Below are 24,154 nucleotides of genomic sequence, written 5' to 3' on the forward strand. Positions count from 1 at the left end.
CCTGAAACGCGCGCTTCACGCGCGGCAATGTGTCAGCAACAAAGGGTGCGACAGCAGGTAAGCGGGCTCATGACCAGCATGTTCCTGTCCTTCGACGATCGCTGTCAATATTCCGAGTTTCTGAATTAAATAGCCTCAGGTGACAGGCCCAGCGGATCCCGGAACAGCACGTCGAGAGCGACCGAACCGCCCGCCACCGCCAGCACGGAATCCGGGAAACTCGTCGGCAGCACGGCCGCCGCACGGCCCTCCCCGACCGCTTCCCGGAGCGCGCCGAGGCAGTCCTCGAAATGGAGGATCCCCACCTCGGTCACCACGACCGTCTCCGGATTGAGCACGTCCAGCAGCAGCCCGGCCGCCCGTCCGGTCGTCCGGGACCGCTCGACCAGCAGCCGTCGGGCCACCGCGTCCCCGGCCGCCGCCGCGGCCACCACGTGCATCGGATTGGCCGAGTCGATCACGCCCGCGGCGCGGGCCCGCCGGCACAGCGTCCGCTCGCTCAGCTCGACCTGAAGGCAGCCGGTACGGCCGCACGGGCACCGTTCGGTGCCGCCCGGCACCGGCAGATGCGCGATCGCCCCGGCCGCCGAACGCGGCCCGTGGTGCACCTCGTCGTTGGTGGCGAAGGCCGCGTCGACCACATTGCCCACGAACAGGTGCAGCACGCTCCGGCTGCCCCGGGCCCGCCCGAACAGCCGCTCCCCGTGCAGCAACGCCCGCGCGTGCCCGTCCACATGGACCGGCAGCCCGGTGCGGGCGCCGAGCAGCTCCCGCACCGGCACCTCGCGCCAGCCCAGCAGCTCGTGCTCGACCACGGTGCCGGTCTCCCGGTCCACCCAGCCGCCGACGGCCACCCCGACCCCCAGCGGCCGGCGGCCCGGCACCCCGGCGAGCAGCGCGGCGAGCCCCTCGGCGGCCCGCGCCAGCACCCGGCCCGGATCGGGCCGTTCATGCTTCAGCTCGCGCCGTGCCACCACCCGGCCGCGCAGATCCAGCAGCGCGACCGTCGTGTACGGCACGGCCACGTGCACCCCGCCGACCAGGAACCCCGTGTCGTCCAGGTCGACGGGGACATGCGGCCGGCCGACCCCGCCCGAGCGGCGGGGCGCGGCAGACTCGCGGATCAGGCCGAGTCCGGTGAGCCGGGCGCAGTGCTCGGTGACCGACGCCGGCGAAAGACCCGTCAGCCGGGCGACGGTGCTGCGCGCCACCGGCCCGTGCTCCAGCACGGACCGCAGCACGACACTGGCGCTGGTGCGCCGCCGGTCGCTGTCGGCGGCACGCGGAACGGGCGAGACAAGAGTGGGTGCCGCGGTACGGGGCATGAGGAACCGTCCTGAAGGAAACGGGGCCGACACGTCTCGGAAGGAGGGGCGTGCCGAGCGCTCGCCCCTACCCCGGGCGGCGACAGGTGGCCGTGCCCTGGCGTCGCAGGTCGACATAGCGACGCGAGGTGAAGTACCGGGCCTGGGCAACCATGGCTGGAAGGGTAGGGCAGGGAAGGTGAATCCGGCCAGATGACCCGGATTCATTTGGTGAGACCCCACAGTCCCCTCGGCACCCCGCCGAGTGAGCTGTACGTCCCTGCCTCAGTGACCAGTGTCACGCCATGATCGGTGTAGTCCACACTCTTTGTCCGAAGCCCACCAAGCCCTCGTTCCGTCATTTGTCGAGCGCTGATGGTGATCGGCTCCAGTCGGCTGGGATAGCGTCACCGTGTCCCAGCATGTCCCCGTCACCCGCGGAGCCCCCATGAGTACCGCCACCGCCACCGCCCGCCCCGGCGCAGTTCTCGCCGACCTGCTCCCCGCGTCCCGCGTCCGCGACGCGGCTCTCGTCGTCGGCGGCGCCGTGCTCACCGGCCTCGCGGCCCAGGTGGCTATCCCGGTGCCCGGCACCCCGGTGCCGGTGACCGGCCAGACCTTCGCCGCGCTGCTCGTCGGCACCGCGCTCGGCGCCCGCCGCGGCTTCCTCTCCCTCGCCCTGTACGCGCTCGCCGGTGTCGCGGGCGTGCCGTGGTTCGCGGACGGCACCTCCGGCGCGGCCTCGGTCTCCTTCGGCTACGTCCTCGGCATGCTGCTCGCCTCGGCGGCCGTCGGCGCCCTGGCCCGGCGCGGCGCCGACCGCTCGCCGCTGCGCATGGCGGGCACGATGATCCTCGGCGAGGCGATCATCTACGCCGTCGGCGTCCCCTACCTGGCCCTCGCCGCCCACCTCTCCCTCTCCCAGGCCGTCGCCGCCGGCCTCACCCCGTTCCTGATCGGCGACGCCCTCAAGGCCGCGCTGGCGATGGGCGCGCTGCCCACCGCCTGGAGGTTCGCGAACAAGCGCTAGGACCCGCCGGAACTCACGCGCCGACGCCGTGGTTCCTGCGGAAGAGGCTCGCCCGGGTCGAAGGTCTCCCCGACCCGGGCGAGCCTCTTCCGCGTCTCCGGCGCCGGCCGGGCGAGCGCGCCGCCCAGGTGGTTGACGACCTCCGGCCACCGCACATGGTCCGCCGCATAGCCGAACTCTCGCGCCAGGGTGCCGAGTCCGCCGCCCCACGTGTACGACACTGCGACCACCTGCCCCCAGCGGACCCCGGCCTGGATCCGTGCGGTACGGGCCTCGGGGTCGACCACGACTTCACGGGAGTCGTTTCAGGGCTTCTGGCAGGTGGGGCACCAGAAGAGGTTGCGGGCGGCGAGGCCGGCGGTGCGGATCCCGTCGCCGCATATGTGGCAGGGCAGGGTGGCGCGGCGGTAGACGTACACCTCGCCGCCGTGGTCGTCCACGCGGGGTGGCCGGCCCATGGCCTCCGGGGTGTGCTCGGCCCGGACCGTGTCGATCCTGTTCTTCCGGACCCCTTCGCGCATCAGCTCGACGAGGTCGGCCCACAGGGCGTCCCACTCGGCGCGGCTGATGTCCCTGCCCGCGCGGTAGGGGTCGATGCCGTGCCGGAACAGGACCTCGGCGCGGTAGACGTTGCCGACGCCGGCGACGATCTTCTGGTCCATGAGGAGTGCGGCGACCGCCGTACGGCTGCGGGAGATCCTGCGGTACGCCGCGCTCGGATCGGCGTCCTCGCGGAGCGGGTCGGGGCCGAGGCGGTCGTGTACGGCCCGCTTCTCGGCGCCGGTGATCAGTGCGCAGGTGGTGGGGCCGCGGAGGTCCACGTACGCGGTGTCGTTCGCGAGCCGGAGCCGGACGGTGTCGGTCGCCGGGGGTGCGGGGGCGTCGCCGAAGCCGACCTTCCCGAAGAGGCCGAGGTGGATGTGGACCCAGTCGGTGTCCCGGAAGCGGAGGAAGAGGTGCTTGCCGTGGGCTTCGGTGGCCGTGAGCTCGGCCGAGTCCAGCAGGGCCGCGGCGTCGGAGAACTTGCCCTGCGGGCTGCTGACGCGCGGGGCGGTGCCGAGGAACCGCTCGGCGTAGTCCTGGGCCAGCCGATGAATGGTGTGCCCTTCCGGCAAGGCGGGGATGTCCTTTCCATCCTTTTCGCCCGCTCGCCCGCCCGTCTCCCCGGGCCGAGGCGGCAGGACGGGGTCTGGGGGCGGAGCCCCCAGTGTCCTACTGCTGCGGGTGGTGGGCCGGGATCGGCGGGAGGTCGCCCGTCGTCTCGTACGCCGACAGCATGTCGATCCGTCGAATGTGGCGCTCGTCACCGGAGAACGGCGTGTTGAGGAAGACCTCGACGAACTTCGTCGCCTCCTCCGTGCTGTGCATCCGCGCACCCACGGCCACCACGTTGGCGTTGTTGTGCTGCCGCCCGAGCGCCGCCGTCTCCTCGCTCCAGGCCAGCGCCGCCCGCACGCCCTTCACCTTGTTCGCGGCGATCTGCTCGCCGTTGCCGGAGCCGCCGATCACGATGCCGAGGGCGTCGGCGTCCGCCGCGGTGCGCTCGGCCGCCCTGAGGCAGAAGGGCGGGTAGTCGTCCTGGGCGTCGTAGATGTGCGGCCCGCAGTCGACGGGCTCGTGACCCGCCGCCTTGAGCCACTCGACGAGGTGGTTCTTGAGTTCGTAGCCAGCATGGTCGGAGCCGAGATACACGCGCATGCCATGAGTGTGACACGCCCCATTCCGGGCAGCAGCCTCGGGTGCCAGGCCTAGGAAAATGTGAGCGGGGCCATAGAACCTCAAGGGAACCTCAAGTAACGATACGGATTCAGAGGTTCCCGAATCCGTTCGCCTCGGATTCACTGGACCGACTCGTACACCGCTCGTGCGAGATGCTCCGCCTGGCGTAAAGGAAATCCGTCCATGACCCCTGGTTCGGGCCTTCAAGCAGGACTCAAGAACCGCCATCTGTCGATGATCGCGATCGGTGGCGTCATCGGAGCCGGCCTCTTCGTCGGTTCCAGCTCCGGTATCGCCACCGCGGGACCGGGCATCCTCCTCTCCTACGCGATCGTCGGCACCCTCGTCGTCCTCGTGATGCGGATGCTTGGCGAGATGTCGGCCGCCAACCCCACCTCCGGCTCCTTCTCCGCGCACGCCGACCGCGCCCTCGGCCGCTGGGCCGGGTTCTCCATCGGCTGGCTCTACTGGTTCTTCTGGGTCGTCGTGCTGGCCGTCGAGGCCACCGCCGGCGCCGGGATCCTGCACGGCTGGGTGCCGGGCGTGCCGCAGTGGGCCTGGGCGCTGATCGTGATGACCGTGCTGACCGCGACCAACCTGGTCTCCGTCGGCTCCTACGGCGAGTTCGAGTTCTGGTTCGCCGGCATCAAGGTCGTGGCGATCAGCGCGTTCATCGTCATCGGTCTGCTGGCCATCTTCGGAGTGCTTCCGGGGGTGCACGCCGACAAGGCGTCCTTCGGCAACCTGACCGACCACGGCGGCTTCCTGCCGCACGGTCCCGGCACCATCCTCACCGGTGTGCTGCTGGTCGTCTTCTCCTTCATGGGCAGCGAGATCGCCACCCTCGCGGCCGGCGAGTCGGAGGACCCGCAGCGCGCGGTCACCAAGTCCACCAACAGCATCATCTGGCGTATCGGCGTCTTCTACCTGGGCTCGATCCTGGTCGTGGTCTCGCTGCTGCCGTGGAACGACGCGTCCATCGTGAAGCAGGGCTCGTACGTCGCGGCCCTCAACACCCTCGGCATCCCCGACGCCGGTCAGATCATGAAGGTCATCATCCTGACCTCGGTGCTGTCCTGCCTGAACTCGGGCCTCTACACGGCCTCCCGCATGGCCTTCTCGCTGGGCCAGCGCGGTGACGCCCCGAAGGCGTTCGCCCGCACCACCTCCCGCGGTGTGCCGATGGCGGCGATCCTGGCCTCGGTCGTCTTCGGCTTCGTGGCGGTCTTCTTCAACTACGCGTACCCGAAGACCGTGTTCCTCTTCCTGGTCAACTCCAGTGGCGCGGTGGCCCTGTTCGTGTGGCTGGTCATCTGCTTCTCGCAGCTGCGGATGCGGAAGATCATCCAGCGGGAGGCGCCGGAGAAGCTCGTCGTCAAGATGTGGCTGTACCCGTACCTGACCTGGGCGACGGCCTTCTTCATTCTCTTCGTCCTCGGCTACATGCTGACCGACACCAAGGGTGAGAGCAGCGGCCGTACGACCGTGCTGCTGTCGGTGGCGGTCGCGGCGATCGTGGTGATCATCGCCCTGGTGAAGCAGAAGCTCACGGCGGACCGCCCGGCCCCCGCCGTCGAGGCCCCGGCCGACAAGGTGTCCGTCGGCTGATCCGCCCTCCTCCACGACGACGGCACGGTGAAGGAAGCCTTCACCGTGCCGTCCGTCGTCGACGGGGGTACGTCAAGCCCGCTAGAAGCCGTGCGGCAGCCACGGGGCCACCGGTGAGCCGAACGCCACCGACGCCTCCGTCAGCGCCCCCGGCCGCAGCTCCCGTACCCGCCCGGCCGCCGCCAGCGACAGCAGCGTCACACCGCCGAGATAGGACGCGCCCAGCTCGCGCACGGAGAGGGAGAGTTCGGCGGCGTCGGACGTACGCTCGCAGGAGGCGCCCTTGGGGTCGCCCGTCAGCCGCCAACGCCCCGCGTTCCACGGGCAGAAGGTGTCCTCCACCTCCAGCACGACGTCGACCGGCGCCTGGTACGTACGCGCCGACAGTGCCGTACCGACGTCGACGAGACGGACGTACGCGTCGTCCTTCAGGCGCGGCCGGCAGCGCCGGGTGTCCGAGACCAGGTACCGCCAGGTGTCGTCGACCGGTCGCGAGTTCACCGACAGTGTCGTCATCAGGTCGATGCCGAACAGGAACCGCCACAGCGCCGCCTCGGTGACGGGGTCGAGCGCGGCCAGGTCCTTCAGCCGCACCGTGCCGTCGTGCCCGCTCTCGCCCCAGCCGATCCTGGTGCTGAACCGGGCGTACCCCGTCACCTGGCCGTCCCGTTCGGCCACCACGCACTGCAGCGCCGACGCCCCGCCCCGCTCGCTCTCCGGGTCGAGCAGACCGGCCCGCTCCCAGCCGGGCCGCCGGGCCAGCATCCCGGGCCGCTGCGGTACCAGCTTCGCGTAGACCGCCTCGCAGGCGCCGAGGACGTCGGCGGGCGCGGCGTAGCGCAGCCGTACGTCGTCGACGCCGGGCGGCAGGGAGAGGGTCACCCGGCTCGTGTCGATCTCGGCGGACGTACGGAAGGTGGCCGCGCCGTACCCGAAGCGGCCGTAGATCGCGGGCTCGGACGCGGTCAGCACCGCGAGCGGCTCGCCCAGCTCCCGTACGTCGTCCAGCTGCCGGCGCATCATCGAGGTCAGCACCCCGCGCCGCCGGTGGGTGGCCGCCACGCCGACCATGGTCACGCCGGCCGCCGGAACCGGGGCCCCGCCGGGCACGGTCATCCGGAAGCTGAACGCACCCGCCGTACCGACGATCTCGTCCCCGTCCCAGGCTGCCAGGGAGCGGTCGAACTCCGTGAGGGACCTGTCCAGTTCACGCTCCTCGGGCGGCGCCGCCGAGGCGCCGAAGGCGCGGTACAGAACGTCGTACCACCGGTCCCAGTCGGACTCGCGCAGCACCTTCAGCTCGGTTCCCCGGTCAGTCCCCATGGGCCATGCATACCAGGGCATTGCGGGGCGAGCCAGCGAATTTCTGCCGGACGGCGGCGCGATGGCCACGCGTGCCGTTCACTGTGAGGACGAACCGCGAAGTCGAACCCCGCACGGGGGACAAGTGGGACCTCCCGTGCCAAGCAGCCGGTCCGATGGATAGGGTCCCGAACTAATGGCAGCAGGAGAGCGGCGCGCGAAGGCCGAGACGTTCACGGCCCGGTGGAAGATGCAGTGGCACCGGGCCCGCACCGGCCTGCGCAGAAGCGCCGTGGACTACTTCCGCGGCGACGGCTCCGACTGGATCGCGTTCGCCGGGCTGCTGCTCACCATTCCCCTCCTCATGGCCATGACCCTGGTCGACTCGGTGTGGTGCTCCCCGGCCACCCTGGTGCTGCCGATCATCGCCGGCGGACTGCTGCTGCGCCCGGCGAGCCTGCTCGGCCTGTACGCGGCGGGGGCCACCGCGCTGATCGTGGAGTCGGTGCGGCTCGGGCCGTACACGGAAGGGCCCTCGCGGGTCACTCCGGGCATCGTCCTGGTGGTGGCCGCCTGCGGGTTCTTCGGCCTGCTCACGGCCCAGTTCCGCAGCCGGGTCGGCGTGCCCTGGCGGCGCGGCGGCACCATGCTGTTCGACCTGCGCGAGCGGATCCGGGTGCAGAGCAAGCTGCCGAAGCTGCCGCAGGGCTGGCACCACGAGATGGCGCTGCGCCCGGCCGGCGGCCAGTCCTTCTCCGGTGACTTCGTCGTCGCGGCCCGCACGAACGGCGGCCGCACGCTGGAGGTCGTGCTCACGGACGTGTCCGGCAAGGGCATGGACGCGGGATCACGCGCCCTGCTGCTGTCGGGGGCGTTCGGGGGCCTGCTGGGCTCCCTCCCCCCGCACTCCTTCCTCCCGGCCGCGAACGGCTACCTCCTGCGCCAGGACTGGGACGAGGGCTTCGCCACCTCCATCCATCTCGTCCTGGACCTAGACTCCGGCGACTACGAGCTGTACTCCGCCGGGCATCCGCCGGGGCTGCAGCTGAGCGCGGGCAGCGGACGCTGGGAGGAGAAGGCCGCCGAGGGCCCGCTCCTCGGTGTGTACGACGGCGCCCAGTTCGACCCCGTGAAGGGCTCGCTGCGCCCCGGTGACGTGTTGATGCTGTTCACGGACGGTCTGGTGGAAACCTCCGACCGCGACATCGTCGAGGGCATCGACCGGCTCACCGGCGAGGCCGACCGCTATGTCGCCGGCGGCTTCCACGGCGCCGCCTGGCATCTCATCGAGGCGGTCGCCAAGGACGTCAACGACGACCGGGCGCTGCTGCTGATCTGCCGTCAGGGGACGGCACCGATCCGCTGAGCGCCCCGCTTTGCGACACTGGGGCGATGACACAGCTCACGCCCGCCGAGGTCGAGGCCGTCGCCCGCGCCGCCCACGAGGGCCAGAGGGACAAGGCGGGACGGCCGTACGCCGAGCACCTCGCCGCCGTCGCCGCCGGTGTGCGCGACCGGGGCGGGGACGCGGAACAGATCGCGGCTGCCTGGCTGCACGATGCCGTCGAGGACGACGCCCTCAGCCGTCAGTGGCTCGAACAGGCGGCCCTGAGCGCCCGTACCAAGGCCATCGTGGACGCCCTCACCAAGCGGCCGGGGGAGGAGCCGGAGGCGTATGCGGGGCGGATCCTCGCGACCGACGGCGCGCGCCTGGTCAAGGAGGCCGACCTGGCGCACAACGCCGACCCGGAGCGGCTGGCGGTCCTGGACGGGCCGACCCGGGAGCGACTGACCGAGAAGTACGCCCGCATGCGCGCGCTTCTCGGCCTGCGGTAGCGGTCGGTGCCCGCCGGGCGCTGACCCTCGTACTGGATGTACGTGGGTCCGCGCCCGGTGCGGCGAGTGGGGGTGCCCCCTTTGGGGGAGCGTGCATGGCGTCGCGGGGCTGGGGGCACCGCCCGGCCGAAGGCTGGGGGAGGGAGTTTGACGACAGGGCCTAGGCGCCGGCCTTCTCGCGCTCACGGTCCTTGTGCTGCCGCTCGCGGGCGAGTTCCGCCGCGTCCTGCTTGAACGCCCACTCCATCCTCGGCTCCATCGCGAACCGGAAGACGCGCTGGACGGGCTTGGTGCACAGCAGGGTGACGGCGGCACCGAAGGCGAGGGTCACCAGGATCTCGCCGAGCGGGCGGTGCAGCCAGGGGTGGTCGAACCAGCCGCGGTAGTCGGCGAACTTCACCAGGAAGCCGTGCAGCAGATAGCCGTACAGGGTGCCCGCGCCCAGGGCCGTGAACCACGTCTTCCGGCCGGGCACCCAGGAGAAGAAGCCGGCCGTCAGCAGCAGCGAGCAGCCCATCATCGCGAGCGTCATCACCGGGCCGCACCACCAGGGCGCGCCCAGCTCCTGCGCGGAGTCGCGGTGGTAGAACCACGCGGTGTTCATGCGCGGCACCGCCCACCAGCCGACCGCCAGCGCGGCGGCGAACACCGGCACCGCGGCGATCCGCACCGAGCGGCGGCGCACCAGCTGGAAGTGCTCGGGCTTCATGCACAGGCCGAGGACGAAGTACGGCAGGAACTGCAGGACCCGCTGCAGATCGAGGTCGTCGCCGATGTTCGGGGTGACGGACGCCAGCATGGCGATGCCGAGGGCGACCGCGAACGGCGAGCGCACCAGCTTCCAGATCGGCGTCGTCAGCCGCCAGATGAACAGCGCGACCAGGAACCAGGTCAGGTACCAGGGATCGAGGAGGCTGATCTCCTCGTGCGAGCCCGTGATCAGGTTCCTGAACGTCGGGTACGCCGTCTCGAAGACGACGTACGGCACCACGACACCGGTGATCAGCCGTTTCAGCCGGTCCGGGCGCATGTCGAAACCGCGCGAGAAGAAGCCCGAGATGATGATGAACGCCGGCATGTGGAAGCAGTACACGACCGTGTACACGCCCTCCAGGATCCGGCTGTCGCCCTTCAGCGGCTCCCACGAGTGACCCATCGCGACGAGCACGATCGCCAGGTACTTGGCGTTGTCGAAGAACGCGTCGCGCTGCTTGCCGGGTCTGTCCGCCTTCGCCTGCCCCTCCTGCGTGCTCGGCGGGGTACGCGGACCGGGCACTCCGTCAGCCGGCGACTGTGCCGGGGGGAGCGGTCTGCGGTTCTGGCCGGAGGAGGAGGCGGCGTCAAACATCTCAGGCACCCTAGCGCCGTCCGTGGGATTTCGTAAAACCCCCGCGGGCATTCCTGGTTAACGCCTTCGGATACCCGTCGATTTCATGAACTTGGCATCTCTGTCTACGTGATGGCGCGCACAGGCGCCGTCGAACCACCCTCGATGTCCCGATTCATCCCGACTAAATGGGGCACACGGCGTCTCTGTGCCATCAATTCGAATTACCTGCGCAGAGAATGTGTGGAGGTGGAAACGAAGTCGCGCAATTCCCCGGGGAGTCATGTGCGCGCGGCCCGGTCGAATTACCGTGCGGCCGGTCGCCCGCGTCGGCCGGGTGCCCGACGTTGTGTCACGGGCCGCATGGGCGGGCCGGGTTGGTGGCACGATGGTTCTGGCGGGGGTGCGGGCCGCACCCCCGGGCCGGGAGAGCGGACCGACCGAGGGTGTGATCAGTTGTGGCCATTTCACTGTCTGTGGTGCTGCTGTTGGCGATCATCCTTGTAGTGCTCCTGAGAGGGGGGAACATCAAGGCGGGCCCCGCGATCGTCGCGGTCCTCTTCGGTTTCTTCCTCGCCTCCACCGGCATGGCCCCGTCCATCGACCGCTTCCTGAACTCGATAGCGGACTCCATCAGCTCGATCAAGTTCTGACCGGAGCCCTGCCCGGAGCGGGGCCGGCGGACCGGAACGGGCCGGACGACTCAAGACGCTGAACAACTTCACACCACGGGGGGGACGTACGGGGATGGCGCTGCGCGACGCAGACCCGGCGGAGATCGGCGGCTACCGCATCGCGGACCGCCTCGGCAGCGGCGGCATGGGCGTGGTGTACCTCGCCCGGTCCGCCTCCGGTCGCCGCCTCGCGGTCAAGGTCGTCCACGGCCAGTACGCCGACGACGACGAGTTCCGCCTCCGGTTCAGCCGCGAGGTGGCCGCCGCACGCCAGGTCAGCGGTGCCTTCACGGCCCCCGTGGTGGACGCGGACGCCGACGCCCCGCGCCCCTGGATGGCCACGCTCTACATCCCCGGCGAGGACCTCGGCACCCACGTCCGCCGCCACGGCGCGCTGTCCCCCGAGCGGCTGCGCGAACTCGCCGCCGGCCTCGCCGAGGCCCTGCGCGACATCCACCGCGCCGGGGTCGTCCACCGGGACCTGAAACCGGCCAACGTCATGCTCGCCGAGGACGGCCCGCGCGTCATCGACTTCGGCATCTCCCGTGCCGCCGAGTCCACCGCGGCCGACGCCCTCACCCAGACCGGCCGGGTGATGGGCACCCCGCCCTTCATGTCCCCCGAGCAGTTCACCTCCCCGCACGAGGTCGGCCCGGCCACCGACGTGTTCTCCCTCGGCGCGGTCCTCGTGTACGCCGCCACCCGGCGCGGCCCCTTCGACAGCGCGAGTGCCTGGGAGACGGCGACCCGGGTCGTCGAGGCCGAGCCGGACCTCGACGGCGTCCCGGACGACCTGCTCCCCTTCGTCCGCCTCTGCCTGGAGAAGCACCCCAAGGCCCGCCCGAACCCCGGCGACCTGCTGCACCTGCTCCGCGAGGGGCGCCTGCCCGCCAGGGAACCCGACACCGCACCCCAGGACACCGTGCCGGCCCGGCCCCACAGGCGGCGCTGGGCACGGTGGTCGGCCGCGCTCGCCGGTGCCCTCGTGCTCGCCCTGGCCGGTACCGTGACGGCCTCACGGCTGACCGGGGACACCCGCACCGGTCCGTCCGCCGCACTTCCCGCGGGCTGGCACGCCTGGCAGGCCCACGAGACCGACAAGCAGACCAACGCCGGCTCGGCGTTCGCGTCCTGCGCGGCACTCGACGGCGGGCTGCTCTGCGCCGGTGACGGCCTGAAGGCCGTCCGCTTCTCGCTCACCACGGGCAAGGTCGAATGGAGCCGCCCGACGGCCGACCACCCCGACCCGAACAGCAGCAGCTCGGACGCGGGGCTGCTGGGCACGCACGGCCACGACCTCTACACGGTGGCCGAGACACAGCCCCGGTCGGCGCAGACGGAGACCTACGCCCTCCAGGCCCTCGACGCCCGCACCGGGAAGGTCCGCTGGAGCGCGGCCACCGGGGACCTGGCACCCGCTGTCACGGACGGCACGGCCGCCCTCACGGCCGACGGCCCGATCGCCATCCGCGCGGACGGCAGGACGTACTCCCTGCTCGACCCGGCCACCGGCACACCACGCTGGAAGCGCACCCTGCCCGCCCTGCACACCGCGGCCCGCCGGGAGACCTGCGAGATCACCGCCGCGCGGGGGCACGGATACGTGCTCTGCCTCGACTTCAAGCGGAACCGCACCACGATCGCCTCCGTCGGCCCGGCCCGGGGCGAGACCCGCTGGACCGTCACCGCGCGGGGCATCCTCGCCCTGGCCGGCGAGGCCGGAGGCCGCCTGGTCCTGGTGCCGACCTCACTGGCCCCGGACGCCCCGTACAGCCCCGTGACCGAGAGCTACGGCCGCATCCTCCTGATCGGCGTCGCCGACCACGCGCCGCACGTCGTCCCGCTCAGCCGGGCCGTGTCCGCCGACGCCACCCCCACCGTGCTCGACGGCACCCTGTACCTCACCGTCAACAGCGGCGAGATCCGCGCCGTGGACCCGGTCACCGGCCGCACCCGCTGGGACACCCGCTCCTCCGTCGAACGCCCCGGCCCGCCCGCGGTCTGGGGCGACTACGTCCTGATCGTCTCGCCCGGCGGCCGGCTGGCGGCCCTGGACCGCCGCACCGGCAAGGAGGTCCACAGCCTCCCCGGCCGCGACGACCGCACGGACCCCGTCTTCGTGTACTCCGGCTCGACACCCGTCACCCGCGGCGCCGCCCTCTACGTGCCCTACGGCGTCCGGGCGGTCTACTCCGTGGACCTGCGGCACCTCTGACCAACGCCAGGGGCCCGGCCCCGCCGAAGCGGAACCGGGCCCCTGGAACGGCCGTCACGACCGAGTCAGAGCGGGCGACGGGAATCGAACCCGCGTAGCTAGTTTGGAAGACTAGGGCTCTACCATTGAGCTACGCCCGCAACACTGCGCCGCAGGTCGGTGACCGCGGCACTGGAGGCATCGTAGCGGGTCGCCCGCCGCCGAGGCCAACGAGTTCGACCGTGTGGCCCGCCTCGGAGAATGCGGCCGACGGATCCGCCCGGGGCATGTACCCTACGTGTCGCACCAGACGGGGTGTGGCGCAGCTTGGTAGCGCGTCCGCTTTGGGAGCGGAAGGCCGTGGGTTCAAATCCCGCCACCCCGACCACCTGCTCACGCATCTGCTCACGGTGTCGCGATGATCGCCTTTTGGGGCGCTGACCCGCTGCGGTTACTATGCAAGCTGCGCGCCCGTGTGACCCGGCCCTCACGGCCTACGTACTCCTCCGGGCGGCGAATCCGCCGGACCTGTCTGGCTCCGGCGAAACCCAAGAAGTCAGCCACAAGGAGACCGAACCGTGAAGAGCGCCGTGGAGACCCTGAACCCGACCCGGGTTCGGCTCACTGTCGAGGTGCCCTTCGAGGAGCTCAAGGACAGCCTCGACGCGGCGTACAAGAAGATCAACCAGCAGGTCACGGTGAAGGGCTTCCGCAAGGGCAAGATCCCCGCCCGTGTCATCGACCAGCGGTTCGGTCGTGGCGCCGTGCTCGAGGAGGCCGTCAACGACGCGCTTCCGAAGTTCTACACCGAGGCGGTCAACGAGGCCGAGCTCAGCCCGCTGGGCCAGCCCGAGGTCGACATCACCGAGCTGAAGGACGGCGAGACGCTGAACTTCACCGCCGAGGTCGACGTCCGCCCGGCCCTGGAGATCCCGGACTACTCCGGCATCGAGGTCGAGGTCGACGCCGTCGAGGTGACGGACGAGGACGTCGAGAAGTCCGTGGAGCAGCTGCGTGAGCGCTTCGCGTCGACCTCTCCCGTCGAGCGCGCCGCCGAGGACGGCGACGTCGTCACCATCGACCTGGAGGCCAAGGTCGACGGCGAGGTGCTGGAGGACGGCATCGCCAACGGCGTCTCCTACACCATCGGCTCCGGCGAGCTGCTGGACGGCATCGACGACGCCGTCAAGGGCCTGTCCGCCGGTGAGGAGGCCACCTTCACCTCCGAGCTGAAGGGCGGCTCCGCCGCGGGCAAGGAGGCCGAGGTCACCGTCAAGGTCACCCAGGTCGCCGCCCGTGAACTGCCCGAGCTGGACGACGAGTTCGCGCAGCTCGCCTCCGAGTTCGACACCCTGGACGAGCTCAAGGCCGACAGCCGCAAGCGCCTCGCGAACATGAAGCAGTTCGACCAGGCCACCCAGGCCCAGGAGCGCGTCCTGGAGAAGCTCCTCGAGCTGGTCGAGGTCCCGGTCCCCGAGAAGCTGCTCGAGGACGAGATCAACACCCGCAAGCACAACCTGGAGCACCACCAGCTCGGCCAGATGGGCCTGACCCTCGACAAGTACCTGGAGATCCAGGGCAAGACCGCCGAGGAGTTCGAGGCCGAGACCCGCGAGGCCGCGGTCAAGGGCATCAAGACCCAGTTCGTCCTGGACGAGCTGGTCAAGAAGGAGCAGCTCAACGTCAACCAGGAGGAGCTCACCGAGCACCTCATGCGGCGTGCGGCCTCCTCCGGCATGTCCCCCGACCAGTTCGCCCAGGCCGTCGTCGAGGGCGGCCAGGTGCCGCTCCTGGTCGGCGAGGTCGCCCGTGGCAAGGCCCTGGCCGTCGTGGTCGAGGCTGCCACGGTGAAGGACACCAACGGCGAGATCGTCGACCTGGACGACGAGGAGGAGACCGAGGAGGCGTCGGCCGAGGCCGCTGAGGCTTCGGAGACCTCCGAGGAGAACGCCGAGGGCTGAGCAGTCCTGCGGCGCCTCTGAAGCGCGTACGACGGGCCCCGGGGACTTGTCCCCGGGGCCCGTTTGTCGTATGCGGGGCGGCAGCCGATCGCAGGGGCGCGGGGCTGTACCGATGTGCGGCTCCGCCGCGGGGCGCGACCAGCCACAACGCACCCGCAGCCCGACGAACTGCGTCACCGGCCCCCACGAACCGCACCCGGCACTCGGCGGAGCATCACGCGCTACGCCCCCGGCGAACACCCGCATTCCCGGGATTCCCCGAAGGGACCCTCGCGTTAGGGTCCATGAAAGGCAGAACAATGAGACGGCCCGGCGCCGTCGTAAGACGAGCAGGTGGATACGTGACGAATCTGATGCCCTCCGCCGCCGGCGAGCCTTCCATCGGTGGTGGCCTCGGTGACCAGGTCTACAACCGGCTGCTCAACGAGCGGATCATCTTCCTCGGTCAGCAGGTTGACGACGACATCGCCAACAAGATCACCGCGCAGCTGCTGCTCCTCGCCGCCGACCCGGAGAAGGACGTCTACCTCTACATCAACAGCCCCGGCGGCTCGGTGACGGCCGGCATGGCGATCTACGACACCATGCAGTACATCCCGAACGACGTGGTGACGATCGCCATGGGCATGGCGGCCTCCATGGGCCAGTTCCTGCTCACCGGCGGCACCGCCGGCAAGCGCTTCGCCCTGCCGCACGCGGACATCATGATGCACCAGGGCTCCGCGGGCCTCGGCGGTACGGTCTCGGACATCAAGATCCAGGCCGAGTACCTGCTGCGCACCAAGAAGCGGATGGCCGAACTGACCGCGCGGCACTCCGGCCAGACGATCGAGACGATCATCCGCGACGGCGACCGCGACCGCTGGTTCACCCCGGAAGAGGCCAAGGAGTACGGTCTCATTGACGAGATCATCACGCACGCCTCGGGTGTTCCGGGAGGCGGCGGCACCGGTGCCTGACCGGCCCGGCCACGCCACGCACCGCCGAGACACCAGCCCCCCGAACGCCACCAGGACGGTGAACCCCATGAGCAACTTCCCCGGCGCCGCCAGCGGCATGTACGAAGGGCCCCGCCCCGACAGCCGCTATGTCATCCCGCGCTTCGTCGAGCGCACCTCCCAGGGCATTCGCGAGTACGACCCGTACGCGAAGCTCTTCGAGGAGCGCGTGATCTTCCTGGGCGTCCAGATCGACGACGCCTCCGCCAACGACGTCATGGCGCAGCTGCTGTGCCTGGAGTCGATGGACCCGGACCGGGACATCTCGATCTACATCAACAGCCCCGGTGGCGACATGACCGCCCTGACGGCGATCTACGACACGATGCAGTTCGTGAAGCCCGACATCCAGACGGTCTGCATGGGCCAGGCGGCCTCCGCCGCGGCCATCCTGCTCGCCGCCGGTACGCCCGGCAAGCGCATGGCGCTGCCGAACTCCCGCGTGCTGATCCACCAGCCGGCGGGCTCCACCGGCCGCGGGCAGCTCTCCGACCTGGAGATCATCGCCAACGAGTTCACCCGGATGCGTGAGCAGCTGGAGAACATGCTGGCGAAGCACTCGAACCAGCCGATCGAGAAGATCCGCGAGGACATCGAGCGCGACAAGATCCTCACGGCCGAGGAGGCGCTGGAGTACGGCCTCGTCGACCAGATCATCTCCACCCGCAAGCTGAACAACGCCGCGGTCCGCTGAGGCGGAACGGCATACTCTGGGCCCTTCTTGGCAGGGTCCGCGTCAAAGTGAACCCTGCCAAGGGGGGCCCGAACACGGGGCCCGGCAAGGTACCGTCGACATAAGGCAGCACCAGGAGCCGCTGGACTCGAAAGCGTCCGGTCGTCTCCACGGCGAAGGGGAAGCACACCGTGGCACGCATCGGTGACGGCGGCGATCTGCTCAAGTGCTCGTTCTGCGGCAAGAGCCAGAAGCAGGTCAAGAAGCTCATCGCAGGGCCCGGTGTGTACATCTGCGACGAGTGCATCGATCTCTGCAACGAGATCATCGAGGAGGAGCTCGCCGAGACGAGCGAGGTGCGCTGGGAGGAACTCCCGAAGCCCCGCGAGATCTACGAGTTCCTCGAGGGCTACGTGGTCGGCCAGGAGGCGGCGAAGAAGGCCCTCTCCGTCGCGGTGTACAACCACTACAAGCGGGTCCAGGCGGGCGAGAACGGCGGCCCGGGCGGCCGTGACGACGCCATCGAGCTGGCGAAGTCCAACATCCTCCTGCTGGGCCCCACGGGCTCCGGCAAGACCCTCCTCGCGCAGACCCTGGCGCGCATGCTGAACGTGCCCTTCGCGATCGCCGACGCGACGGCGCTCACGGAGGCGGGCTACGTCGGCGAGGACGTCGAGAACATCCTCCTGAAGCTGATCCAGGCGGCGGACTACGACGTCAAGAAGGCCGAGACCGGGATCATCTACATCGACGAGATCGACAAGGTGGCGAGGAAGAGCGAGAACCCCTCGATCACCCGGGACGTCTCGGGCGAAGGCGTCCAGCAGGCGTTGCTCAAGATCCTGGAGGGCACCACGGCCTCGGTCCCGCCCCAGGGCGGCCGTAAGCACCCCCACCAGGAGTTCATCCAGATCGACACGACGAACGTCCTGTTCATCGTGGGCGGTGCCTTCGCCGGCCTGGAGAAGATCATCGAGGCCCGCGCGGGTGCCAAGGGCATCGGCTTCGGCGCGACGATCCTCTCCAAGCGCGAGCTGGAGGCGAAGGACGTCTTCGAGGACGTCATGCCCGAGGACCTGGTCAAGTTCGGCATGATCCCCGAGTTCATCGGCCGCCTCCCGGTGATCACGTCGGTCCACAACCTGGACCGCGAGGCGTTGCTGAAGATCCTGGTGGAACCCCGCAACGCCCTGGTCAAGCAGTACCAGCGCCTCTTCGAACTCGACGGCGTGGAGCTGGACTTCGAGCGCGAGGCCCTGGAAGCCATCGCCGACCAGGCCATCCTCCGCCAGACCGGCGCCCGGGGCCTGCGCGCCATCATGGAGGAAGTCCTCCAGGGCGTCATGTACGAGGTCCCGTCCCGCAAGGACGTGGCCCGCGTCGTCATCACGGCGGACGTGGTCCTGTCCAACGTCAACCCGACCCTCATTCCGCGGGACGCGCGGGGGCGGTCGGGGGAGCAGAAGTCGGCGTAGCCGCCGCAGACACGCCGAAGGGGCCCCGGTCGACCGACCGGGGCCCCTCCTCGTACGGTCAGCCGGGGTCAGGCCTTGACGCGCACGTCGTTGCGCAGCTTCGCGGTCAGCTGGGCGGCGTCCTCCATCGAGGTGCTCTTCCCCGCAGCCATTCCCGCCATGTCGAACGAGATGACGTACGCGACAGTGCTGTGGTCGGCCCATGCACAGAGCGGCATGGTGATCGTCTTGCCCGACTCGCTGCTCTCGATGGACTGGCACTTCATGACGCCGTTCGAGAAGCCGGAAGGCGACATCTTCTGCGGGCTGCCGACGAGCTTGCCCTTGGAGGCAGAAGTGTCCTTCTGCGACTCCTCCTTCATCATCGCGAACATCCCGTCGACGACCTTCTCCGGGTCGTTGACCGTGCCGTACACCCCGGAGAAGCTGAGGCTCTTCGCGGTGAAGCCCGAGCCGGAGGTGTAGCCAGCGCTCACGTCCTTCGGGTTCTCGACGCCGAGCGCCTCCGTCTTCTTCAGGTCGTCCTGGCTCATGCCCTGGTCGGAGGAGTCGCCTTCCGACTTCTTGTACGTCCCGTTGATCACCGTCGCCTGAGCGACCAGCTTGTGCGGACCGTCGTCCGCGACGCTCCCGCTGCCACCGCTCCCGCCGCTGACCGCGAAGGCCACGCCCACCGCCACGGCCGCCACCACGGCCACCGCGCCGATGATCAGGCCCGTCTTCTTCTTGCCGCCGGCCGGGACCGGGGGCTGGGGGACGCCGTAGGGCTGCTGGCCATAGGGGTTGGGCTGCTGGCCGTACGGGTTCGGCTGCGGCGGCATGCCGCCCTGCTGCGGGTAGCCGTACCCCGGCTGCGGCGGGGCCGCCGGGGGTGCCTGCTGGGGGTAGCCGTAGCCGGGCTGCGGGGCCTGCGGCTGCTGGCCGTAGGGGCCCGGCTGACCGTAGGGGCCCGGCTGGCCGTACGGACCAGGCTGCCCCGGCTGGCCGTACGGACCCGGCTGCTGGGGCGGCCCGCCGTACGGGCCCGGCTGGTTGTTGCTCATGGCTTGGGTTCCTCCCGTTGTGTGTTCCTCGGACGGAATCCTCGCGGAAGGCGCCACATCTTGAATCACCGGGGGCCGCATCGTTACGAAACATGCAAACGACGCGGCCCGACGCGGTACCGAGAACCCAACAGGGCTGAGGCGGGCTCAGGAGCGGCTGGCCGGAACTACCACATGTCGTTTTTCTGGGGCTGTGTTGCGCAGAAGTTGAGCACAGAACCCCCCTCCATCACAGCGACTTCGCGCCAGACCAGGCGTATGCCGCCCGAATCGGATGCTGTCGTGTTCCAGGTCTGGTCCGTGCCTTGTCCTGCGTAGAGGTGGTGCCAGCTCCAGTAGTGGTCGGTGCCGTTCGATCGCCGTGTCACCAGCCTGACGGCCACGTCGTGCCCGTCTGCGGCCGTGTCCTTGACGTAGAGGCTCACGTCGCTCAGAGAGTTCTTGCCAGTGTAGGTTTCGTCGCCCCCTCCACTGGCCGCAATGTACGGGACAGCCCCGTGCGTGTAGATGGCCGAGCAGCCTCTCCATGCAGCGGAGGCAGGAGGCGCGGCAAGAGTGGTGAGCACGAGACCTGCCGCCGTCGCAACTCCCGCTGCGGCTGCCAACCTATGGGCCTTCAAGAGATCTCCTCCAGTTGAAGATTGTGTGACGTGGGCATGTCGAGCCTAGTCGGTTCATTTTTTGTGATCACGTGTTCGATGGGATGGGGGACGGATCCAGGCAGCTGTTGCTGCCTTCGGAATCGAGTTAGAGGTGGTGCTCCAACCGCTCTAAACTGACCCCCGTGACCGAGAACGCTCAGCAGCAGCCACCCGCGCCCGACTCCGAACTGCCGACCCAGTACGCGCCGGCCGATGTAGAGGGGCCGCTGTACGAGCGCTGGGTAGAGCGCGGTTACTTCGAGGCGGACGAGAAGAGCGACAAGCCGCCGTACACGATCGTCATCCCGCCGCCGAACGTCACGGGCAGCCTGCACCTGGGCCACGCCTTCGAGCACACCCTCATCGACGCGCTGACCCGCCGCAAGCGCATGCAGGGGTACGAGACGCTGTGGCAGCCCGGCATGGACCACGCCGGTATCGCCACGCAGAACGTCGTCGAGCGGGAGCTCGGCAAGGAGGGCAAGTCCCGGCACGACCTGGGGCGGGAAGCCTTCGTCGAGCGTGTGTGGCAGTGGAAGGCCGAGTCCGGCGGGCAGATCAGCGGACAGATGCGGCGCCTGGGTGACGGCGTCGCCTGGTCGCGTGAGCGGTTCACCATGGACGAGGGCTTGTCCCAGGCCGTCCAGACCATCTTCAAGCGCCTCTACGACGACGAGCTGATCTACCGCGCCGAGCGCATCATCAACTGGTGCCCGCGCTGTCTGACGGCCATCTCCGACATCGAGGTCGAGTACCAGGACGACGACGGCGAGCTGGTCTCGCTGAAGTACGGCGAGGGTGACGAGACGGTCGTCGTCGCCACCACCCGCGCCGAGACCATGCTCGGTGACACCGCCGTCGCCGTTCACCCCGACGACGAGCGCTACAAGCACCTCGTCGGCAAGCTCATCAAGCTCCCGCTGACCGACCGTTCCATCCCGGTCGTGGCGGACACCCACGTCGACCCCGAGTTCGGCACCGGCGCCGTCAAGGTCACCCCGGCCCACGACCCGAACGACTTCGAGATCGGCCAGCGCCACGACCTGCCGGCCATCACGATGATGGACGAGCACGCCGTCATCACCGTCCACGGCCCCTTCCAGGGCATGGACCGTCTGGAGGCCCGCTCGGCCATCGTCGCCGCGCTGCGCGCCGAGGGCCGGATCGTCGCCGAGAAGCGGCCGTACGTCCACTCCGTCGGCCACTGCTCGCGCTGCAAGACCACCATCGAGCCGCGTCTGTCGATGCAGTGGTGGGTCAAGGTCGGCCCGCTGGCGAAGGCCGCCGGTGACGCCGTCCGGGACGGCCGCGTCAAGATCCATCCGCAGGAGATGGAGAAGCGGTACTTCGACTGGGTCGACAACCTCCACGACTGGTGCATCTCACGGCAGTTGTGGTGGGGCCACCGGATCCCCGTCTGGTACGGCCCGAACGGCGAAGTCGTCTGCGTCGGCCCCGACGAGGAGCCGCCCGGGACCGAGGCGGAGGGCTGGCACCAGGACACCGACGTCCTCGACACCTGGTTCTCCTCCGGCCTGTGGCCCTTCTCCACCCTGGGCTGGCCCGAACAGACCGAGTCGCTCGCGAAGTTCTACCCGAACTCCGTCCTGGTCACCGGCTACGACATCCTCTTCTTCTGGGTCGCCCGGATGATGATGTTCGGCCTGTACGCGATGGACGGCACCCCGCCGTTCCACACCATCGCCCTGCACGGCATGGTCCGCGACCAGTTCGGCAAGAAGATGTCGAAGTCCTTCGGCAACGCGGTCAACCCGCTGGACTGGATGGACAAGTACGGCAGCGACGCGCTCAGGTTCACCCTGGCCCGTGGCGCGAACCCCGGTGTCGACGTCCCGATCGGCGAGGACTGGGTCCAGGGCTCCCGCAACTTCGCCAACAAGATCTGGAACGCCACCCGTTTCGCCCTGATGAACGGCGCGACGGTCCAGGGCCCGCTGCCGGACCCGGCGAGGATGTCGGCGACCGACCGCTGGATCCTCTCCCGCCTGAACTCGGTCGTGGCCGAGGTCGACGCCCACTACGACGACTTCCAGTTCGCCAAGCTGTCGGACACCCTCTTCCACTTCGCGTGGGACGAGGTCTTCGACTGGTACGTCGAGCTGTCCAAGACCGTCTTCCAGGCGGGCGGCGAGCCGGCCGAGGTCAGCAAGCGGGTCCTGGGCGAGGTCCTCGACGTCACCCTCAGGCTGCTGCACCCGGTGGTCCCGTTCGTCACGGAGACCCTGTGGACGACCCTCACGGGCGGCGAGTCGGTGGTCATCGCCGAGTGGCCCGAGGACAGCGGCTTCCGTGACGCCGGCGCCGAGCGGGAGATCGAGACCCTCCAGTCGGTCATCACCGAGGTCCGCCGCTTCCGCGCCGACCAGGGTCTGCAGCCGGGCCAGCGCGTCCCGGCCCGCCTGACGCTCGACGGTACGGCCCTCGCCCCGCACGAGGCCGCCATCCGCCAGCTGCTGCGCCTGCAGCCGGAGGGTGACTCCTTCACGGCCACGGCCACCCTGCCGGTCGCCGGCGCCGAGGTCGCGCTCGACCTCTCCGGCACGATCGATGTGGCCGCCGAGCGCAAGCGCCTCGCGAAGGACCTCGCGGCGGCCGAGAAGGAGAAGGCCCAGGCGACTGCCAAGCTCGGCAACGAGGCCTTCCTCGCCAAGGCCCCGGAGAACGTGGTGGACAAGATCCGCACGCGCCTCGCCAAGGCCGAGGAGGACATCGCCCGCATCACGGCCCAGCTGGAGAAGCTGCCGCAGGCGTAGCACGGTGCCGAAGGCCCCCGGAACCGCACGGTTCCGGGGGCCTTCGCCCGCCTATGTCGGTGCCGCTCCGTAGACTGGGCACCGTGAGCGACCCGAACGGCACCGACCAGCCCGACCCCCTCGACAGCTTCGAAGAGATCATCGAGGCCGAGACCACCCGTGACCCCGACCTCGCCGTGATCGAGGCGGGCAGCCGCACCCTGCGCACCCAGGGCGGGCAGTCGTACGCGGACGTACCCGCGCGGCCCGAGGACCCGGAGGTCGACAAGGCCCTGCGCGAGGTCGAGGCCGAGCTGGCCACCCGCTGGGGTGAGACCAAGCTGGAGCCCTCGGTCAGCCGCATCTCCGCGCTGATGGACGTGCTCGGCGAGCCCCAGCGGTCGTACCCCTCGATCCACATCACGGGCACCAACGGCAAGACGTCCACCGCCCGCATGATCGAGGCCCTGCTCGGCGCCTTCGAGCTGCGCACCGGCCGGTACACCAGCCCCCACGTGCAGTCGATCACCGAGCGGATCAGCCTGGACGGCGCCCCGGTCTCCGCCGAGCGGTTCATCGAGACGTACCAGGACATCAAGCCGTACGTCGAGATGGTGGACGCCCAGCAGGAGTACCGCCTGTCCTTCTTCGAGGTCCTCACCGGCATGGCGTACGCCGCCTTCGCGGACGCCCCCGTGGACGTCGCCGTCGTCGAGGTCGGCATGGGCGGCTCCTGGGACGCCACCAACGTGATCGACGGTGATGTCGCCGTGATCACCCCGATCGACCTGGACCACACCGACCGCCTCGGTGAGACGCCCGCGGAGATCGCCGGCGAGAAGGGCGGGATCATCAAGCAGGACGCGACCGTGATCCTGGCCCAGCAGCCGGTGGACGCGGCGCAGGTGCTGCTGAAGAAGGCGGTCGAGGTGGACGCCACCGTGGCCCGCGAGGGGCTGGAGTTCGGGGTCGTGGCCCGGCAGGTCGCCGTCGGCGGGCAGCTGCTCACGCTGCGCGGCCTCGGCGGCGAGTACCCCGAGGTGTATCTCCCGCTGCACGGCGCGCACCAGGCGCACAACGCGGCCGTGGCCCTCGCCGCGGTGGAGGCGTTCTTCGGTGTCGGCGCGCAGCGCCCGGATCCTTTGGACATCGACACCGTCCGCAAGGCCTTCGCGGCCGTGTCCTCGCCGGGCCGCCTGGAGGTCGTACGGCGCTCCCCGACCGTCGTGCTGGACGCCGCGCACAACCCGGCGGGCGCGCGGGTGACCGCGGAGGCCGTCCAGGAGGCGTTCGACTTCAGCCGGCTGATCGGCGTGGTCGGCGCGAGCGGCGACAAGAACGTGCGGGGGCTGCTGGAGGCCTTCGAGCCGATCTTCGCCGAGGTCGTCGTCACGCAGAACTCCACCCCTCGGGCGATGGACGCGGACGAGCTGGCCGCGATCGCCGTCGAGGTGTTCGGCGAGGAGCGGGTGCAGGTCGAGCCGCGGCTGCCGGACGCCCTGGAGGCCGCGATCACGCTGGCCGAGGAGGAGGGCGAGTTCGCGGGCGGTGGCGTGCTGATCACCGGTTCCGTCATCACCGTCGGCGAGGCCCGGCTGCTGCTGGGGAAGGGCTGA

The 24,154-nt window shown here is 70.1% G+C and carries 19 protein-coding genes, 2 tRNA genes and 1 pseudogene; 13 read left to right on the forward strand and 9 right to left on the reverse strand.

Annotated elements, in window-relative coordinates; translation table 11 throughout:
• Nucleotides 1-125 precede the first annotated feature (125 nt).
• Nucleotides 126-1,325: an ROK family protein gene (locus tag FB563_RS21365; RefSeq protein ID WP_055703532.1), complete on the reverse strand. Its 1,200-nt coding sequence runs from the start codon at nt 1,323-1,325 to the stop codon at nt 126-128.
• Between the two features lie 427 nt (nt 1,326-1,752).
• Between FB563_RS21365 and FB563_RS21370 the strand changes: the two genes are divergently transcribed.
• Nucleotides 1,753-2,334, forward strand: a complete 582-nt coding sequence (locus FB563_RS21370; protein ID WP_055703533.1) for a biotin transporter BioY — start codon at nt 1,753-1,755, stop codon at nt 2,332-2,334.
• A 134-nt stretch (nt 2,335-2,468) separates the two neighbouring features.
• On the opposite strand, the pseudogene FB563_RS21375 reads toward FB563_RS21370, so the two are convergent.
• The 3 genes and pseudogenes from FB563_RS21375 to FB563_RS21385 form a co-directional block, all read right to left on the reverse strand.
• Nucleotides 2,469-2,624: pseudogene (locus FB563_RS21375) on the reverse strand (FAD-binding protein); the annotation flags it as partial.
• 15 nt (nt 2,625-2,639) lie between these two features.
• Nucleotides 2,640-3,449: an Fpg/Nei family DNA glycosylase gene (locus FB563_RS21380; protein WP_055703535.1), complete on the reverse strand. Its 810-nt coding sequence runs from the start codon at nt 3,447-3,449 to the stop codon at nt 2,640-2,642.
• A gap of 97 nt (nt 3,450-3,546) precedes the next feature.
• Nucleotides 3,547-4,032, reverse strand: coding sequence for a ribose-5-phosphate isomerase (locus FB563_RS21385; RefSeq protein WP_055703536.1), 486 nt, complete (start codon nt 4,030-4,032; stop codon nt 3,547-3,549).
• Between the two features lie 204 nt (nt 4,033-4,236).
• Between FB563_RS21385 and FB563_RS21390 the strand changes: the two genes are divergently transcribed.
• Entirely contained in the window at nt 4,237-5,661 is a 1,425-nt protein-coding gene (locus FB563_RS21390; protein ID WP_055703537.1) for an amino acid permease, read from the forward strand.
• A gap of 81 nt (nt 5,662-5,742) precedes the next feature.
• On the opposite strand, the gene FB563_RS21395 is transcribed toward FB563_RS21390, so the two are convergent.
• Nucleotides 5,743-6,984: a GNAT family N-acetyltransferase gene (locus FB563_RS21395; protein ID WP_055703538.1), complete on the reverse strand. Its 1,242-nt coding sequence runs from the start codon at nt 6,982-6,984 to the stop codon at nt 5,743-5,745.
• Between the two features lie 175 nt (nt 6,985-7,159).
• Between FB563_RS21395 and FB563_RS21405 the strand changes: the two genes are divergently transcribed.
• Complete coding sequence (locus FB563_RS21405) at nt 7,160-8,329, forward strand: PP2C family protein-serine/threonine phosphatase (protein ID WP_055703539.1); 1,170 nt, start codon at nt 7,160-7,162, stop codon at nt 8,327-8,329.
• A gap of 26 nt (nt 8,330-8,355) precedes the next feature.
• Nucleotides 8,356-8,799: an HD domain-containing protein gene (locus FB563_RS21410; RefSeq protein ID WP_055703540.1), complete on the forward strand. Its 444-nt coding sequence runs from the start codon at nt 8,356-8,358 to the stop codon at nt 8,797-8,799.
• A gap of 160 nt (nt 8,800-8,959) precedes the next feature.
• On the opposite strand, the gene FB563_RS21415 is transcribed toward FB563_RS21410, so the two are convergent.
• Nucleotides 8,960-10,147, reverse strand: a complete 1,188-nt coding sequence (locus FB563_RS21415) for an acyltransferase family protein (protein WP_055703541.1) — start codon at nt 10,145-10,147, stop codon at nt 8,960-8,962.
• Nucleotides 10,148-10,584: 437 nt separating this feature from the next.
• Here FB563_RS21415 and FB563_RS21420 point away from each other — a divergent pair, with 437 nt between their 5' ends.
• Entirely contained in the window at nt 10,585-10,779 is a 195-nt protein-coding gene (locus FB563_RS21420; protein WP_055703542.1) for a hypothetical protein, read from the forward strand.
• Between the two features lie 94 nt (nt 10,780-10,873).
• Nucleotides 10,874-13,015, forward strand: coding sequence for a protein kinase domain-containing protein (locus FB563_RS21425; RefSeq protein WP_055703543.1), 2,142 nt, complete (start codon nt 10,874-10,876; stop codon nt 13,013-13,015).
• A gap of 69 nt (nt 13,016-13,084) precedes the next feature.
• On the opposite strand, the gene FB563_RS21430 is transcribed toward FB563_RS21425, so the two are convergent.
• Nucleotides 13,085-13,155 (reverse strand) — tRNA-Gly (locus tag FB563_RS21430).
• 150 nt (nt 13,156-13,305) lie between these two features.
• Here FB563_RS21430 and FB563_RS21435 point away from each other — a divergent pair.
• From FB563_RS21435 to clpX, 5 genes are all read left to right on the forward strand, one after another.
• Nucleotides 13,306-13,382, forward strand: a tRNA-Pro gene (locus tag FB563_RS21435).
• A gap of 190 nt (nt 13,383-13,572) precedes the next feature.
• A complete protein-coding gene (gene tig / locus FB563_RS21440; RefSeq protein WP_055703544.1) occupies nt 13,573-14,955 on the forward strand; it encodes a trigger factor in 1,383 nt (460 codons plus the stop codon).
• A 353-nt stretch (nt 14,956-15,308) separates the two neighbouring features.
• Complete coding sequence (locus tag FB563_RS21450) at nt 15,309-15,914, forward strand: ATP-dependent Clp protease proteolytic subunit (protein WP_055703545.1); 606 nt, start codon at nt 15,309-15,311, stop codon at nt 15,912-15,914.
• 67 nt (nt 15,915-15,981) lie between these two features.
• Nucleotides 15,982-16,647, forward strand: coding sequence for an ATP-dependent Clp protease proteolytic subunit (locus FB563_RS21455; protein WP_055703582.1), 666 nt, complete (start codon nt 15,982-15,984; stop codon nt 16,645-16,647).
• Nucleotides 16,648-16,817: 170 nt separating this feature from the next.
• Nucleotides 16,818-18,101 (forward strand): ATP-dependent Clp protease ATP-binding subunit ClpX, encoded by a 1,284-nt coding sequence (clpX, locus tag FB563_RS21460; RefSeq protein WP_055703546.1) that lies wholly within the window; start codon nt 16,818-16,820, stop codon nt 18,099-18,101.
• Nucleotides 18,102-18,169: 68 nt separating this feature from the next.
• On the opposite strand, the gene FB563_RS21465 is transcribed toward clpX, so the two are convergent.
• The gene (locus FB563_RS21465; RefSeq protein WP_055703547.1) at nt 18,170-19,144 is read right to left on the reverse strand and encodes a hypothetical protein; all 975 of its coding nucleotides are present in this window, start codon (nt 19,142-19,144) and stop codon (nt 18,170-18,172) included.
• A gap of 167 nt (nt 19,145-19,311) precedes the next feature.
• On the reverse strand, nt 19,312-19,569 hold the full coding sequence (locus FB563_RS21470) for a hypothetical protein (RefSeq protein WP_055703548.1): 258 nt from the start codon (nt 19,567-19,569) through the stop codon (nt 19,312-19,314).
• 359 nt (nt 19,570-19,928) lie between these two features.
• Here FB563_RS21470 and FB563_RS21475 point away from each other — a divergent pair, with 359 nt between their 5' ends.
• Both FB563_RS21475 and folC read left to right on the forward strand, forming a co-directional pair.
• Complete coding sequence (locus tag FB563_RS21475; RefSeq protein WP_055703549.1) at nt 19,929-22,559, forward strand: valine--tRNA ligase; 2,631 nt, start codon at nt 19,929-19,931, stop codon at nt 22,557-22,559.
• Between the two features lie 53 nt (nt 22,560-22,612).
• Nucleotides 22,613-24,154 (forward strand): bifunctional tetrahydrofolate synthase/dihydrofolate synthase, encoded by a 1,542-nt coding sequence (folC, locus tag FB563_RS21480; protein ID WP_199832684.1) that lies wholly within the window; start codon nt 22,613-22,615, stop codon nt 24,152-24,154.

Origin of the sequence: Streptomyces puniciscabiei (assembly GCF_006715785.1) — a bacterium.
GTDB classification, from domain to species: Bacteria; Actinomycetota; Actinomycetes; order Streptomycetales; family Streptomycetaceae; genus Streptomyces; species Streptomyces puniciscabiei.

Coding starts and splice junctions, on each gene's coding strand:
- FB563_RS21365 (WP_055703532.1), bottom strand. CDS start 1,325: ATGCCCCGTACCGCGGCACCCACTCTTGTCTCGCCCGTTCCGCGTGCC.
- FB563_RS21370 (WP_055703533.1), top strand. CDS start 1,753: ATGAGTACCGCCACCGCCACCGCCCGCCCCGGCGCAGTTCTCGCCGAC.
- FB563_RS21385 (WP_055703536.1), bottom strand. CDS start 4,032: ATGCGCGTGTATCTCGGCTCCGACCATGCTGGCTACGAACTCAAGAAC.
- FB563_RS21390 (WP_055703537.1), top strand. CDS start 4,237: ATGACCCCTGGTTCGGGCCTTCAAGCAGGACTCAAGAACCGCCATCTG.
- FB563_RS21395 (WP_055703538.1), bottom strand. CDS start 6,984: ATGGGGACTGACCGGGGAACCGAGCTGAAGGTGCTGCGCGAGTCCGAC.
- FB563_RS21405 (WP_055703539.1), top strand. CDS start 7,160: ATGGCAGCAGGAGAGCGGCGCGCGAAGGCCGAGACGTTCACGGCCCGG.
- FB563_RS21410 (WP_055703540.1), top strand. CDS start 8,356: ATGACACAGCTCACGCCCGCCGAGGTCGAGGCCGTCGCCCGCGCCGCC.
- FB563_RS21415 (WP_055703541.1), bottom strand. CDS start 10,147: ATGTTTGACGCCGCCTCCTCCTCCGGCCAGAACCGCAGACCGCTCCCC.
- FB563_RS21425 (WP_055703543.1), top strand. CDS start 10,874: ATGGCGCTGCGCGACGCAGACCCGGCGGAGATCGGCGGCTACCGCATC.
- FB563_RS21450 (WP_055703545.1), top strand. CDS start 15,309: ATGCCCTCCGCCGCCGGCGAGCCTTCCATCGGTGGTGGCCTCGGTGAC.
- FB563_RS21455 (WP_055703582.1), top strand. CDS start 15,982: ATGAGCAACTTCCCCGGCGCCGCCAGCGGCATGTACGAAGGGCCCCGC.
- FB563_RS21465 (WP_055703547.1), bottom strand. CDS start 19,144: ATGAGCAACAACCAGCCGGGCCCGTACGGCGGGCCGCCCCAGCAGCCG.
- folC (WP_199832684.1), top strand. CDS start 22,613: ATGTCGGTGCCGCTCCGTAGACTGGGCACCGTGAGCGACCCGAACGGC.